A 14,409-nucleotide genomic window follows, 5' to 3' on the forward strand; every position below is an offset into this window, starting at 1 on the left:
CGGATGGCTTCCAGTGCCACCTTTGCCTTGAACTCCGCAGAATAGCGCTTTCGTTTTGTCATCTCAGGTCGGTCCTTCGTCAGTCGCTAAAGCTTAGCAACTGGTCCGAATTCTTGCGACCACCTCTTCTGTCGAAGCGCCATGCCAAAGAGGACTTTTAGTGTGAGGCAGGCTTGTATCGCACCATCGCTATAGGTCTGTTGACGTCCACGTTTCCCGGAGGGTGCCGCCTCCCACACCATATCCGGATCGAACCAGACGGTCAGCGATCCACGCTGTTTCAGCGCGAGGTTGTAGTCATGCCAGTTCGTCGTCTTGTCGGTCGCCTTTGCGGGTATGCTCATGCGCATCAGCTACCATATTGGATTCACCAGGGGAATCCAATGCGCTATCTGGCGGGCGTGCGCATACCCGCGAAGACAATCTACAAGACAACGAATTGGCATGACTAAAACCTCGCGCTGAAACAGCGTGGTTTTTTGGCTGTCTGGTTCGATCCGGCGATGGCCTGAGAGGCGGCACCCACGGGCAAACGTGGCCGCCAACGAACCTATAGCGATAGTGCTATACAAGCCTGCTTCACGCTCAAAGTTCTCTTTGGCACGGCGCTTCGGCACGCCACTGGGTTCGTCGCCAGCCTGTCGAAATTCGCCAAGCTCTATTGGTCTGTGCCCGATTTCAGCACTCTGAACCGCCGACAGTAGACCGATGCGTGGCGATCCCTTATCGCGGGGCGCAGGGCCCACTGCACCTTTTGATTGATGTCATCGCCGATCGCGGCGCGGCCGCGTTTCGTCGGGCAAATGGTCCCCCGGACCATTTCCTGATCCTCGAAACTCCCGCCCCGCCGTAACACCGTGCCGCGGAAGCCGGCCATTGCCGGAGCCAGTGCCGGGAACGAGGCGAGGCGCTCCGGGCCTCAACATATCTCGGTTGATCGCTTTGGCGGCTCTGGACCAAATACCACCGACGAAGCCGGGTTGAGACGAAGATGAACTGCGGATCGGGCCTCGGTCAGTGCCTCATGGAGCGCGACTTTGATCGACAGGTCGCCGAGGTTCAGATCCGCGCTGCAGTTCTGAACCGGTTCACCGCCATCGGCCTACCCGTCACAAAGGCCGCAGGTTAAGTGTGTCTGGGGAAAGGGGGAATGCGGCCCGTTTTAGTATTGCGCAAAGTGTTTATTTTGTAAGCAAATGAATTTCACGAAAGATCTTGATGATTCTCCGGTCTTGGCGTTAAATTCAACAATTGTTTGTTAATGATGTTATAATTTCCCATAAATAGCCGAAATGTTTCCGAAGCCTTTCTTAGGGAGAAAAGATTGATGAATAATATGGCGAAAACGCTGCTCGCCGCTGCGGTATCGGTAGGGGCATTGTCAGCAACAGTAGAAGCTGCGTCTGCCGCGACCTATACCTATGTTGGCAGCTGGAATGTGACCGATGGTCCGTTGTGGAGCGGTGCGCCGCCGAATGGCCCGCTGGCCTATACAGGGCAGGAAGCTGCGGCGCTTGTGTTCGGCGGATTGGCATCAGACTATGTGATCTCCACAGTTGATAATCTGGTTTCCAACATCAATTTCAGCGCATGGTATGATCAGATTGGCGTGGGTGGGAGCATCTTCGCTCAGAACTATGATTACAAGTATCTCGGCCAATATTATGGGCCGACCGTGGGCTACACCACGCCCTATGCCTCAGCCTTTGTGGATGACAATCTGAATGGGGCTAACGCAATCAACTATGCATTCACTGTTACCAGCGTGCCATTGCCAGCCGCTTTGCCACTACTGGTTGTGGCGCTTGGTGGTCTAGGCTTGACGGCCCGCAGCCGCAAAAACGTCTGACGCGCATCCCATACGCGTGTATTGAACGGGCGGCTTTTGCCGCCCGTGGCTTTTGGGAAAAAGCGTTGCGCAAAACAATCGCTGCGCTCGCAGCTGCTAAATTCATCCATGACTGAATACTAAAGCGTTTCCGTTTCAACCTGAGACACATCCGACCTCCTGCGCCACGCACCCACCAACTTGACGATGCCTCTTCGTCATCACGCCCCCTTTTGAGGAGGCGTTGCGACAAGCATTGACGCGGAGCCGCGGTTCGTTTGACTGTTCATGACCAACCCGATAACGCTCCTCTTGATGGCGAGCGTTATCGGGCTCATCGGTCTAACAATCTGGCGGCGCGGAAAACTGCCGTCCAGGAAAGCATAACTCGGAAAAAGTAGGGGTTTGAGTATCGTGATAGGGTTCATTGGACTGGGCGTGATGGGCGCCGGAATGGCACGCAACATCGCCGCATCCGGCTTGAATCTGGCAGTCACCACTTCTTCGCCCGAGAAGGCAGAGACGTTCCGGGCATTGGGCGCAGAGATCTGCGCGACACCGGCGGACCTTGCCGCGCGCTGTCAGATAATTGTCTCCTGCGTGCCGGATGCCGCGGCCCTGCGTGGTGTATTCGCGGGCGAAACCGGGCTGGCCGCCCACGGCTGGGACAATGGCTTGCTGATCGATTGCTCGACGATTGCTCCATTCGAGGCGCAGGAGATGGCACAGAAGCTTGCTGTGATCGGCGGTCGGTTCATCGACGCCCCCGTCAGCGGCGGCGCGAAGGGGGCGGCAGACGGCACCCTGACAATTATGTGCGGCGGATCGGAAGACGACGTGGCCGAAGCGCAGCCGGTGTTTCAGGCCATGGGCAAGAACATTCACCACGTTGGCCCGCTCGGGGCTGGGCAGGCGGTCAAGGCTTGCAACCAGCTGATGGTCGCGGTGAACATGATGGGCGTATGCGAAGCCGTCTCCATGGCGCGGGCCGCCGGGGTCGACCCCAAGGTGATGCGCGAGGTGCTGTCCACCGGCACCGCCAACAGCCGTGTTCTAGAAGCCAATGCCCTGCGCTACCTCGAAGGCAAGCTTGACGGCGGGTTTCGCGCCGAGCTCATGCGCAAGGACCTTGGCATCGCCAATTCCGTGGGTGCGCATTTCAATATCACGCAGCCCGCCACGGACCTCGCGCATCAGTTGATGGTCGCGACCTGCAATGCCGGGTTCGCCAAACGCGACAGCGCGGCACTTGGCCTGCTGTATGACCTGCTGAATGGCCGCAACGAGGATGCCAACCAATGACCGCAACAATCGATCTGAAAACGATCTGAGACTTCTTCAATTGCGCTTTCGTACCCGCAGGGCTTTGTCAGGGTGTTGACGTTTTCTGGTCTCACGCTTAGCGATCAATCATGATCAGCCAACTTTTGCAGCCTCGTTTGAAACGCGCGGCAAGCTGGGTGAGATGTTCATGATGCTGAAATAGTTTGAACATGCCAGCGGAACAACTTCGCAATGCCTAACAACGTCAGCGCGCTGAGTGACCAGCGACCCCAATCAGCGTAACATTGCCCATAGATACCCTTTTCGCTACTTGGAGATACGTCTCCAAGTAGCGAAAAGGGTATCCGCACCAGCAAGCTCCACTCAACTCATGCGTCGTTAATATTCTGCGGCGGACGGGCGCGTCGTTTCACGCCGGTCATAACATCCTCGGCCGAAGGGGTGGGGTGGTCAAAGTAATCCATGGTCCCAGCGTAGCCATTGCCGCCCATCCGACCGAGCGCATCCAATTTTTCGTGGTCGGAATAATACGTCTCTGGGTCGATGATATCTTCGCGGACATGGGCCCTTACGATTCGCCCAAGGATAATCTCGCGCGCGGAGCTGACTTCGATTCCCAAGTATCGCTCGCATTCAAAAGCAACAGGAGCTTCTGCAATGCGCGGACATTTTACCTTGTCGCCCGGCGCTGCGGTCAAGCCAGCCATCGCCAGTTCATCAACATTTGGCTCAAAGCCAGCGGCTGTGATGGCCATTGTTTCGACATTTACCCGATCCACGATATTGACGGTAAAGCAGTCGGTCATACGGATGTTGTAGGCGGTGTCTTTAAAGCTGCGGTCGGGCTTATTCTCGATGCCCAACGCCAGAATTGGCGGATCGGCTGAAAGGCAGTTGAAGAAGGAATAAGGCGCTGCATTGACCACGCCATCTGGAGATATCGTAGTGACCCATGCGATAGGCCGGGGAACGATTGTGCCGATCATCACCTTATAAGCCTCGCGCGGCGTGAGGTCCGCGAAATCAAAAGCGTGATAGCCGTCTTTTAAGGTCATCGAGCAAGCTCCTTGCCGTAGCGGGACAGTATGGATTGGATACTATTTGGACGGGCCGAAAGCTCGGCGCGGCCAGCGACGGCACCAAGGTGATGTCCCATAATCGCGATGGCGCGTGCGTCATCACCGGATCGGATGGCCTCGATAATTTGAGAATGTTCGTCCACAGCACAATCAGAAGAGTGATTGCGGGCATAAAGCGACATGATCAGCGAACAGCGCAATACGACCTCATTGACATAGCGCACCAGCACTTTGTTGCCTGTCAATTCGGCTAGAAGGACGTGAAATTCGCCTGCCAGGCGGATCGACACCGGGCCATCCTTGCCTCTTACGGTTTCTTCCAGTCGAACATGTGCTTCAAGCCGGTCATAGCCGCTATCGGGAATGCGTTGGCATAAAAGCCTGATAACTTCATTTTCCAAGCAACGGCGCACCTCGAAAACATGCTGCGCTTCTTCGCGTGAAGGTTCAGCAACAAAGGCACCTTGGTTGCGGCGCGTGATGACTAGGCCTTCGTTCTGCAGTCGGACAAGGGCGTGACGTACAATTGTACGCGAGACGCCAAATTGTTCGCCCACCGTATCCTCGGGCAGGCGAATCCCCGGCTGCAATGCCTGTTCGATGATCGCTTTTCGCAACAGGTCATGCACTGCGTCCGTTAGCGTACTCTTTTGGTCACTCATGATCTGTTCTGCCTATCAAATTTGCACCTTTGTTATCGGATACAATTAACGCGGTCAATTGGATACATTTATCTTGTCAGACCGAAGCGCTTATGCCACCCCTCATATATCGTATCCAATTTTGACGACTCTGAAATACAATCACTCAGAACAGGGACCGGAATATGAAACTACGACACATTTTGCTTGCAACGGCAGCAGTTGCCTCATTCGCAGGCAGCGCGCAGGCGGAGAACGTTCTGAAATGGGGTGCCAATCGCGATATCGGTTCGCTTGATCCCTATTCTTACGGCGACAGCTTCACCATCAACGTGCTCAACCACGTTTACGAAGGACTGGTGCGCTACAGCAAGGATTTGAAGATCGAACCTGCGTTGGCTGAAAGCTGGCAAATTCTTGACGATCAAATCACTTGGCGCTTCAAATTGCGCGACGGAGTGAAGTTCCATAACGGCAACCCCTTTACGGCAGCCGATGTTGTTGCTTCGTTGACACGGGTGAGTGATGAGACATCACCGCTGAAGGGTAATCTTCCGGCCTATGTCAGTTCGAAAGCTGTGGATGATCTAACCGTCGACATCACCTTAAACGGTACGTACCCGCTGCTGCTGAATGATCTAACGAACATCCATATCTTTGATGAAGAATGGATGACTGAGAATGACGCGCTGTTGCCGACGGACATTGGTGCGGGGACCGAAGGTTTTGCCACCTATAATGCCAATGGCACGGGCCCTTTCATCGTCGAAAGCCGCCAGCCAGACGCCAAAACGGTGTTCGTCGTCAATCCCGATTGGTGGGACGAACCGCAGCACAACCTTGACCGGATCGAACTGACCCCGGTGAATTCTGCGGCAACGCGCGTTGCTGCGCTGCTCTCGGGCGAAATCAGCTTTACCAACGACGCGCCGGTGCAGGATCTGCCGCGACTTGCAGCAGCCCCGAACGTTGAGGTTCTAGAGGGCGTCGATCTGCGGACAGTGCTGATTGGCTTTCCCTTCCGCGAGACGTTGACAATGGGCGAGCCGAACCCCTTCGTCGACAAATCCGTGCGCGAAGCTTTGCACAAAGCGATTGATCTTGACCTGATCCATCAAAAGATAATGCGCGGCAAATCCCGTATCGCAGGGGCCACTGTTGCCCCGCCGATCCCCGGATATGTTGAGGCGTTGGACGACCTTCCGGGCTATGACCCCGAAGCCTCAAAGGCGCTATTGGCCGAGGCCGGAGTGCCTGAAGGGCTGGAGTTCGAATTCAACTGCCTGAGCGACGGTCTGGTTAACGAAGAGCAATTCTGCCAAGCGATCGCCTCGATGTGGAGCCGGATCGGTCTCTCCCCGAAACTGGACGTTGCGCCGCGTGCGGTGCAGTCGCCAAAGCGGACGAACGGCAAAACAGACGTCTACACCTTGGGTTGGGCGACCTTGCCGTTGCTCGATAGCTATTCACCGCTTCTGCAAATTTTCCATTCTCAGAATGGCAACGCCGGTGTCTTCAACTGGGGCGGCTGGTCTTACCCTGAACTGGACGCATTGATCGACGCGGCTGGAAGCGAGCTTGATCTGGAGACCCGTTTGTCACTTCAAACAGAAGCACTGCAGATGGTGAAAGACGAGACGATCATGATCCCGCTTCATCAACAGCCGATGGCTTGGGCGATTACGGAAGGCGTCGCAGAGATGCCGCTCTTCCCAGATGCCAAGCCACGGCTTTGGTTCGCTCGTATGGGCGAAGGCTCCTAAAGCCTTTTGCCGGATCGCCCTGATGCGGTCCGGCCTCCCCCGGATGTTTCACAAGAACCGGAGACCGCTATGATAGCATTTCTTCTAAAACGCACCGCCAACGCGGCCTTTGTCATGCTGGCCGTGGCGCTTCTGGCCTTCGTGATCTTCCGGTTTTTTGGCGATCCGGTCGAAATGATGGTGAACGAGCAGGCCACGCAGGCGGACCGCATTGAATTGCGCGAAAGGCTGGGACTGAACGACGGCTTCGTGACCCAATACACCCGCTTTGTCACCAATGCGGTGCAAGGGGATTTTGGCATTTCCTATCGCAACCAGCAGGACGTGATGGTGCTGATCAAGGACCGGTTTCCAGCCACGTTCGAATTGGTGCTGGTGGCGACAGTGATTTCACTGGTGGTTGGCATCCCGGCTGGGGTGATCACCGCCGTCTACCGGGACTCGCGGCTGGCCGATATGTTGCAATTAAGTTCGATTGTCGGGGTTTCTTTGCCCAGCTTTGTGGTGGGCATTTTGCTGATCCTTGTTTTTTCGGTGTCCTTGGGCTGGTTGCCGGCTTTTGGGCGGGGCGAAACCGTGGACATCGGCTGGTGGTCGACCGGCCTGTTGACGCCATCGGGCCGCGCGGCCTTGATCCTGCCAGCTGTTTCGCTTTCGACATTTCAAGTCACTTTGGTGATGCGATTGGTCCGCGCAGAAATGCTGGAAACCCTGCGCGCCGATTACATCAAATTCGCCCGTGCCCGCGGCGTGCCGACCGCCCGCGTTCAGTGGCGTCACGCGCTGCGCAACTGTTTGATGCCGGTCATCACCCTGACGGGCATGCAGATCGGCAATCTGATCGCCTTCGCGCTGGTGACCGAAACAGTCTTTCAATGGCCGGGCATGGGGATGCTGTTCATTCAGGCGGTTACGTTCGTCGATATCCCGGTGATGGCGGCTTATTTGATGATCGTTTCCCTCATCTTTGTCGTTTTGAACACGCTAGTCGACGTCACGTATGCATGGATCGATCCGCGCCTGCGCGACGACACCGCTGGCACCAATGGTTGAGCAGGAGACTATCATGGAAAACACCGTCCCCATAACCGCTCGCCCTTCTTTGCGTGCGCGGATCAGCGCCCTGTACGAGAATGACCTGTGGCATTCCTTCCGCTCACACCCGTCTGCAATTTTCGCGACCGTTTTGCTGGCGATCGTGGCCTTTACCGCGTTGTTTGCACCAATGATCGCGCCGCAGAATCCATATGATTTGGCTGCGTTGGAGCTTTGGAATTCCGAAATTCCTCCGATATGGAATGAAGCAGGCCAGTGGCCGTATATTCTGGGTACGGACACCCAAGGGCGCGATATCCTGTCTGCGGTGCTTTACGGGTCACGCATTTCGTTGATCATTGGCTTTGCCTCGGTGCTGCTGGCGCTCAGTGTCGGCCTCACATTGGGGTTGATGGCAGGCTATTTTGGCGGCTGGATCGACAATGTGATCATGCGCATGGGCGATGTACTTTTGTCGATGCCCTTTATTCTGATCGCTATCCTGATCACAGCGGTCGCAAATGCGTCCTTGCCCCCCGGCCTAAAAGATGTGCTGGCCGCGCCGATCTTGGTCTTTGCCATCGCCGTGCCGTCTTGGGTTCAATATGCGCGCACGGTTCGGGCCTCTGCCATGGTCGAGGCGAAGAAAGAATATGTCCAGGCTGCCAAGCTGATCCGAGTGAAATCCTGGCGTATTATGCTGCAGCACATTTTGCCCAATTGCCTGACACCGATCATGGTGGCGGCGACACTGAACTTCGGGGTTGCCATCCTATCGGAAGCGACCCTGTCATTTCTTGGTGTCGGGATACCGCCGGATCAACCGAGCCTCGGAACGCTCATCCGTATTGGAAACCAATACCTGTTTTCTGGCCTGTGGTGGATCGTAGTTTTCCCGTCAATCCAACTGTGTCTGATCGTCCTCTCGGTCAACATGATTGGCGACTGGCTGCGCGATGCCCTTAACCCCAAACTCCGGTGACCCAAATGACGACCAAGACCTTAAAAAATGTACGCCCGATGGCGGGTAACCTGACGGACCTTCATATCGCAGACGGAAATTTCGTTGCCGATGTCCCGGCAGGTGCTGAAATCATTGACTGTGGTGGGCGTATTCTGATCCCCGGCTTGATCGAAGCGCATACTCATTTGGATAAATCGCTGTTGGGTTTGCCGTGGTATCGCAATGAAGTCGGCCCTCGGTTGATCGATAAGATCAACAATGAACGCGAGGTGAAAGTCTCGCTTGGGCTGGACCCGCGGGTGCAGAGCGAACGTCATGCGATCTTGGCGATGTCGCACGGTTGCACCCATATCCGGAGCCATGTTGATGTCGATACGCACCACGGATTAGCGGGTATCGAAGGCGTGATGGCCACGCGCGAAAAGCTGTCCGGTATGATTGACATTGAAATTGTCGCGTTCCCACAATCTGGCATGATGAGCCGCCCGGGAACGGCGGAACTGATGGACGAGGCGCTGTCGTTGGGGGCGGAGCTTGTCGGCGGAATTGACCCCTGCGGGATGGAGCGCGATCCTAAGGGTCACCTTGATACGATTTTTGCGCTGGCCGAGAAACACGGCAAACCAATCGACATTCACCTGCATGAACGCGATGCGCTTGGCTGGTTTTCGATGGAAGAAATCATCGACCGCACTGTGGCATTGGGCATGCAGGGCAAAGTGTCGATCAGCCACGCATTCTGCCTTGGCGCTGTGGATCGCGCCTATGTCACCGGGCTACAGGAAAAGTTGGCCGAGAACCGCATTCACATTCTGACAACCGCTCCCGCGTCTGCCCCTGTGCCTGCAGTCAAAGAGTTGAAAGCGCATTGTATCCTGACGGGCGCGGGGTGCGATGGCATCCGCGACACATGGGGGCCTTATGGCAATTCCGACATGCTGGAGAAGGCAATGCAGATCGGCATGCGCAACAATCTGCGCCGTGACGACGAGGTCGAATTGGCACTGGATATCTGCACCTATGGCGGTGCGGCGATCCTGGAAATTGAAGGCTATGGTTTGCAAAACGGTTGCCGCGCCGATTGTGTGTTGATCGAAGGCGAAACGCTGGCCGAAGGCGTTGTCATTCATGCGCCGCGAAAATTGGTGCTTAAAGGCGGAGTGGTCACCGCGCGCGACGGCGTTTGCGTGATGGAGGCACCGTAATGGGCGACCGCACCCTTTTGTCCGCCCGCTGGGTCATTGGTCACCGAGACGGTTGTCACGTTGTGTTCGAAAATGGCGTGGTGGTGATCGAGGGTACGCAGGTGCTTCACGTCGGAGCGGATTTTGACGGCGAGGTTGGGAAGCGGATCGACTACGGGCAGGCGGTGATTTCGCCCGGCTTTATCGACCTTGACGCGTTGTCGGATCTCGACACCACAATCCTTGGCTATGACAATGGTCCGGCTTGGAAAAAGGGCCGCGTCTGGCCCGAAAGCTATGTGGCCCGCGGCCCCTATGAAATGTATACTCCTGAGGAGTTGGCGTTCCAAAAACGTTATGCGTTTGCCCAACTAATCCGCAACGGGATCACCACGGCCTTACCCATAGCGTCGCTGTTCTATCGCGCATGGGGCGAAACGGTGGCCGAGTTTGACGCCGCCGCAGCTGCCGCCGAGGATTTAGGGCTGCGGGTCTATCTTGGTCCCGCCTATCGCACCGGTGGGCAAGTCACGGACGGGCAGGGCACGATCCGCGCCATTTATGATGAACCGCGCGGGCTGGCTGGGTTGGCTGAAGCCCATGATTTCGCGGCCCGGATCGACGGGACGGCGGGCGGGCGCATCCGCGCCATGTTTGCCCCCGACCGGATCGAAACCTGCACCGAAACACTGCTGCTGCGCACGGCGGATATCGCAGCCGAGATGGATGCACCCGTGCGCCAACATTGTTGCCAGTCGCCGGTGGAACTGCGCTTGGTCAAAGAACAGCACAATTGCGCGCCGATTGAATGGCTGCACAAGATTGGCGCGCTGCGCAGAAACTGGCTTTTGCCTCATGGCACGCAAGCCACCAACGCTGAATTTGATCTGATTGCACGGGCCGGCTCGACGCTGGTGCATTGCCCGCTAGTCTCTGCGCGGCATGGCGGGATGTTGAAGTCTTTTCCAGCATGCCGCGCCAAAGGCATCAACATTGGCCTTGGCACCGACACCCATCCCGCCGACATGATCCTGAACATGCAAATCGGCATGATGACAGCCCGTCTGGCAGGCGGAATGGATGCGATCCGTTCCGAAGATATGTTCAACGCAGCGACCCTTGGCGGCGCGCAAGCGCTGAACCGCCCCGATCTGGGCCGTCTTGCCAAAGGGGCCAAGGCCGATATCGCAGTGATCGATTTGCACCAAACCTTGCAAACGCCAGATCCAGTGCAAACCCTGATGACCGCCGCTTCCGGGCGCGATGTACGCGACGTTTGGATCGATGGTCGTCAGGTTATGGCGGATGGCGTGATCCCCGGTGTGGATGCCGCCGCTGACGCCGCGCGCGCGCAAGATCAGTTTGATGGGTTGGTAGCGAAATACCCCGACCGCACCGCCGGGCATCGGCCGGTGTCCGAGATTTTCACACCCAGCTTTGAGAGGGCCGCGCCATGAGTGATGTCGTTCTCGACGTGCAGAACCTGCGCGTTGAATTTCCCACGCGAAAGGGCACCCTGACCGCCGTGGATGGTATTTCGTTGCAAATTCGGAGGGGCGAAGTCCTTGGAATGGTGGGGGAATCCGGTGCAGGAAAATCCATGACCGGCATGTCGATCCTTGGCTTGCTAGAGCCGCCGGGGCGGATTGCGGCTGGATCAATCCACCTTTCTGGCGACCGGATCGACACGCTGGATGATCGCGCGATGCAGACCATTCGAGGGCGCCGCATAGGGGCAATCTTTCAAGATCCGCTGACCTCGCTCAATCCGTTGTTTCGCGTCGGAGATCAGCTGGTCGAAACGATCCGTCTGCACACCAGCCTCGACAAAGCGCAAGCGCGCGAGCGGGCCAAGGACCTGATGCGCGAGGTCGGTATTCCTGCGGTGGAGGAGCGGATCGACAATTACCCGCACCAGTTTTCCGGTGGCATGCGTCAACGGATCGTCATCGCTTTGGCGCTGTGCGCTGAACCGGAATTGATCGTCGCGGACGAGCCGACCACCGCGCTTGACGTGTCCATCCAGGCGCAGATTACCGCCCTGTTGAAACGCCTGTGCCGCGAACGGGGCACGGCGGTGATGCTGGTGACCCATGATATGGGGGTGATCGCTGAAACCGCAGATCGCGTGGCCGTCATGTATGCCGGACGACTGGCAGAGGTCGGGACCGTCGATGACGTCGTGCGCCATCCCAAACATCCCTATACGGTGGGCTTGATGGGCTCGATCCCATCCCTGCGCAAAGACGTGGAAGAACTTCAAATGATCCCCGGCTCCATGCCCCGGTTGAACGCAATCCCGCCGGGCTGTGCGTTTAATCCACGGTGTATGCGCGCCGGACCGCGATGCCACCGCGAGGTGCCTCGGATCGCTACAGAACAATCCGGTGCGGCCTGCTGGCTGGGCACCCAAGGAGGTGTCGCATGAGCATTCGTCCCAATGCTATTCTAGAGGTCGATGCGCTGGAGCGGCGTTTCGATGTGTCGGCCCCATGGCTCAACCGGTTGATCGAACGCAAACCGCGCCAGACATTGCGGGCGGTTGACGGGGTAGACTTCACAATCCAACGGGGCCAGACCCTTGCCTTGGTGGGCGAATCCGGATGTGGCAAAAGCACGATTGCCAAGCTGGTGACGGGCCTACATCCGCCATCGGGGGGCAAAATCCGTTTTCACGGTGATCGCGACCGTCTTCAGATGATCTTCCAAGATCCTTTTGCCAGCCTGAACCCACGTTGGCGCGTTGCGCGGATTATTGCGGAACCTTTGCGCACCTTGCGCCCGGACACGCCGCTAGACCAAGTTTCGGCGCGGGTCGAAGACCTGCTGCGCACCGTTGGGTTGGCCCCGGCGGACGGTTTGAAATTCCCTCATGAATTTTCCGGCGGTCAACGTCAGCGGATCTCTATTGCGCGTGCCTTGGCGGGCGAGCCAGAGTTCCTTGTCTGTGACGAGCCCACCTCGGCTTTGGATGTGTCTGTGCAGGCGCAGGTTTTGAACCTGATGAAAAAATTGCAAAAAGAAATGGGGCTGACCTATCTCTTTATCAGTCATGATCTGAGTGTCGTGCGCCACATGGCCGATGTCATTGCGGTGATGTATCTGGGCCGCATCGTTGAGATTCAGCCCACCGCCGATCTTTTTGCCAATCCACTGCATCCCTACACGCAGCTATTGCTTGATACGATCCCCGATCTAGAAGCCCCAAAACGCGACCGCAGCCCTATGGCCGGCGAGGTTCCTTCCCCGGTTTCACCGCCATCGGGGTGCAGCTTTCATCCGCGCTGCCCACGGGCCTTTGATCGCTGCAAACAAGAACGCCCGCAACGCCGACCAGAGGTCCACAACCGTCGGGTCGCCTGCTTTGCCGCCGAAACAACTCTTGAAAGGATTCCCCATGTATAACGAAGCCTTTATGCGCCGCGCTATCGATATTTCGGCGCAAGCGATTGATACCCCCGGCACTGAACCATTTGGGGCAGTCATCGTCAAAGACGGTGCAATAGTTGGCGAAGGGATCAACCGCTCATTGATCAACCACGATCCGACGTCCCACGGGGAAACAGAGGCGATCCGCGATGCGTGCCGCAACCTTGAAACTGTCGATTTGCGCGGTTGCGAATTGTACTCCAGTTGCGAACCCTGCGCGCTATGCGTTGCCGCGATGAACATCGCCGGGATTGCCGCGATGTATTATGCTGCGGATATGGGACAGGCGGGCAAAGCCATCGGCGACTTGCCTGAATCCGCCCGCTTTCCGGTGGACGTAACACTGTTGACCCACGAGTGCGGCCACGTTGTCGGTGCACGCAAGATGCCGTCAGAACAACATCTGTCAAGCGAAGCCGCAGAAATCCTGTCACAGTGGGCCAAACTAGCCCGCGCCCGCATGTAAACTGCGCCTTGTCTATATCAACCCAAATTCGGTCGAAGGGCCCGGGCGTGACGGTATGATGGTGCGGTAGTCTCGCAAACTTTTTGCACTGTCGCCCCGGCGGCGTATGCAGCACCGGATGTGCGAGTCAGGCCACGCCCGATCGGGACGGCACGATGATAGATTTCAAGGGCGTACAATGCCCGAAAACCGTCGTCTTATACGCGATCTTCTTTTATATCCGCTACGGCGTTCCATACCGTGACTTGGAAGGAATCATGGCCGACCGGGGCGTTGCCTTGGATCACTCTACGTTGAACCGATGGCGCGTCAGATACGCGCCGCAAATGGCGGTATGACACGCCGTAGCGGGCGTAGTAGAACACGGCGAAAAGGATCACGTCTTTTGGATAATATACGCCCTAGAAATCAATCGCCACGTCCGGGTCCCTATCTGAAATGTCACAGGCTCAGACTATCACAGGCAGCGTGACAGGCACACGATCTCAAAAGTTTGCAACAGAACCAATTTCTTCGCATCTCAGTCGCACCCGATCGGAAATCAACTGGCAAGTGGGATGCTTTACATTGGTAAGCCCTAACGCCTTCATGCAGCGGCCCGACCTGAATTAAAGCGTTTCTGTGAAAACTTGAATCGGTGGTTCCTATAGGGTCGTGTTTGTGATTCATCCTATTTTGGAGGATGGATCATGTCAGCACCTTTGCCATCTGCGCTTCGGGCGCGGTTTCAGAGTTA

The 14,409-nt window shown here is 56.9% G+C and carries 12 protein-coding genes and 3 pseudogenes; 12 read left to right on the forward strand and 3 right to left on the reverse strand.

All coding sequences use genetic code 11. The features are described 5' to 3' along the window. Window positions 1-128: 128 nt before the first annotated feature. Window positions 129-344 (reverse strand): annotated as a pseudogene (locus tag BV911_RS17275) (transposase); the annotation flags it as partial. Window positions 345-461: 117 nt separating this feature from the next. Here BV911_RS17275 and BV911_RS20420 point away from each other — a divergent pair. The 3 genes and pseudogenes from BV911_RS20420 (at window position 462) to BV911_RS17290 (ending at window position 3,130) form a co-directional block, all read left to right on the forward strand. Beyond that, window positions 462-1,129 (forward strand): annotated as a pseudogene (locus BV911_RS20420) (transposase). Between the two features lie 198 nt (window positions 1,130-1,327). Continuing rightward, window positions 1,328-1,849, forward strand: coding sequence for a VPLPA-CTERM sorting domain-containing protein (locus BV911_RS17285; RefSeq protein WP_168184125.1), 522 nt, complete (start codon window positions 1,328-1,330; stop codon window positions 1,847-1,849). Window positions 1,850-2,242: 393 nt separating this feature from the next. Continuing rightward, window positions 2,243-3,130: an NAD(P)-dependent oxidoreductase gene (locus BV911_RS17290; RefSeq protein WP_240512342.1), complete on the forward strand. Its 888-nt coding sequence runs from the start codon at window positions 2,243-2,245 to the stop codon at window positions 3,128-3,130. Between the two features lie 350 nt (window positions 3,131-3,480). Here BV911_RS17290 and BV911_RS17295 read toward each other — a convergent pair whose 3' ends face one another. Beyond that, window positions 3,481-4,167 (reverse strand): flavin reductase family protein, encoded by a 687-nt coding sequence (locus tag BV911_RS17295; RefSeq protein WP_086054837.1) that lies wholly within the window; start codon window positions 4,165-4,167, stop codon window positions 3,481-3,483. Next, window positions 4,164-4,853, reverse strand: a complete 690-nt coding sequence (locus tag BV911_RS17300) for a GntR family transcriptional regulator (protein ID WP_086054838.1) — start codon at window positions 4,851-4,853, stop codon at window positions 4,164-4,166. The genes BV911_RS17295 and BV911_RS17300 overlap by 4 nt, the downstream gene beginning before the upstream one ends. Window positions 4,854-5,017: 164 nt before the next feature. Between BV911_RS17300 and BV911_RS17305 the strand changes: the two genes are divergently transcribed. From BV911_RS17305 to BV911_RS20105, 9 genes and pseudogenes are all read left to right on the forward strand, one after another. Beyond that, complete coding sequence (locus tag BV911_RS17305) at window positions 5,018-6,595, forward strand: ABC transporter substrate-binding protein (protein WP_086054839.1); 1,578 nt, start codon at window positions 5,018-5,020, stop codon at window positions 6,593-6,595. A gap of 69 nt (window positions 6,596-6,664) precedes the next feature. After that, entirely contained in the window at window positions 6,665-7,648 is a 984-nt protein-coding gene (locus BV911_RS17310; RefSeq protein ID WP_086054840.1) for an ABC transporter permease, read from the forward strand. A gap of 13 nt (window positions 7,649-7,661) precedes the next feature. Further along, window positions 7,662-8,612: an ABC transporter permease gene (locus tag BV911_RS17315; protein ID WP_086054841.1), complete on the forward strand. Its 951-nt coding sequence runs from the start codon at window positions 7,662-7,664 to the stop codon at window positions 8,610-8,612. 5 nt (window positions 8,613-8,617) lie between these two features. Further along, the gene (locus BV911_RS17320) at window positions 8,618-9,799 is read left to right on the forward strand and encodes an amidohydrolase family protein (protein WP_086054842.1); all 1,182 of its coding nucleotides are present in this window, start codon (window positions 8,618-8,620) and stop codon (window positions 9,797-9,799) included. After that, entirely contained in the window at window positions 9,799-11,235 is a 1,437-nt protein-coding gene (locus BV911_RS17325; protein ID WP_086054843.1) for a chlorohydrolase family protein, read from the forward strand. Before BV911_RS17320 ends, BV911_RS17325 begins: the two co-directional genes overlap by 1 nt. Beyond that, window positions 11,232-12,206: an ABC transporter ATP-binding protein gene (locus BV911_RS17330; RefSeq protein WP_086054844.1), complete on the forward strand. Its 975-nt coding sequence runs from the start codon at window positions 11,232-11,234 to the stop codon at window positions 12,204-12,206. The genes BV911_RS17325 and BV911_RS17330 overlap by 4 nt, the downstream gene beginning before the upstream one ends. After that, window positions 12,203-13,183, forward strand: a complete 981-nt coding sequence (locus BV911_RS17335; RefSeq protein WP_086054845.1) for an ABC transporter ATP-binding protein — start codon at window positions 12,203-12,205, stop codon at window positions 13,181-13,183. The genes BV911_RS17330 and BV911_RS17335 overlap by 4 nt, the downstream gene beginning before the upstream one ends. Next, entirely contained in the window at window positions 13,176-13,673 is a 498-nt protein-coding gene (locus BV911_RS17340) for a nucleoside deaminase (protein ID WP_086054846.1), read from the forward strand. The genes BV911_RS17335 and BV911_RS17340 overlap by 8 nt, the downstream gene beginning before the upstream one ends. Window positions 13,674-13,828: 155 nt before the next feature. Beyond that, window positions 13,829-14,005 (forward strand): annotated as a pseudogene (locus BV911_RS20105) (IS6 family transposase); the annotation flags it as partial. Window positions 14,006-14,409 lie beyond the last annotated feature (404 nt).

This window comes from Pseudoruegeria sp. SK021 (assembly GCF_002119405.1).
GTDB lineage: Bacteria > Pseudomonadota > Alphaproteobacteria > Rhodobacterales > Rhodobacteraceae > Meridianimarinicoccus.

Coding starts and splice junctions, on each gene's coding strand:
- BV911_RS17285 (WP_168184125.1), top strand. CDS start 1,328: ATGAATAATATGGCGAAAACGCTGCTCGCCGCTGCGGTATCGGTAGGG.
- BV911_RS17295 (WP_086054837.1), bottom strand. CDS start 4,167: ATGACCTTAAAAGACGGCTATCACGCTTTTGATTTCGCGGACCTCACG.
- BV911_RS17300 (WP_086054838.1), bottom strand. CDS start 4,853: ATGAGTGACCAAAAGAGTACGCTAACGGACGCAGTGCATGACCTGTTG.
- BV911_RS17305 (WP_086054839.1), top strand. CDS start 5,018: ATGAAACTACGACACATTTTGCTTGCAACGGCAGCAGTTGCCTCATTC.
- BV911_RS17310 (WP_086054840.1), top strand. CDS start 6,665: ATGATAGCATTTCTTCTAAAACGCACCGCCAACGCGGCCTTTGTCATG.
- BV911_RS17315 (WP_086054841.1), top strand. CDS start 7,662: ATGGAAAACACCGTCCCCATAACCGCTCGCCCTTCTTTGCGTGCGCGG.
- BV911_RS17320 (WP_086054842.1), top strand. CDS start 8,618: ATGACGACCAAGACCTTAAAAAATGTACGCCCGATGGCGGGTAACCTG.
- BV911_RS17325 (WP_086054843.1), top strand. CDS start 9,799: ATGGGCGACCGCACCCTTTTGTCCGCCCGCTGGGTCATTGGTCACCGA.
- BV911_RS17330 (WP_086054844.1), top strand. CDS start 11,232: ATGAGTGATGTCGTTCTCGACGTGCAGAACCTGCGCGTTGAATTTCCC.
- BV911_RS17335 (WP_086054845.1), top strand. CDS start 12,203: ATGAGCATTCGTCCCAATGCTATTCTAGAGGTCGATGCGCTGGAGCGG.
- BV911_RS17340 (WP_086054846.1), top strand. CDS start 13,176: ATGTATAACGAAGCCTTTATGCGCCGCGCTATCGATATTTCGGCGCAA.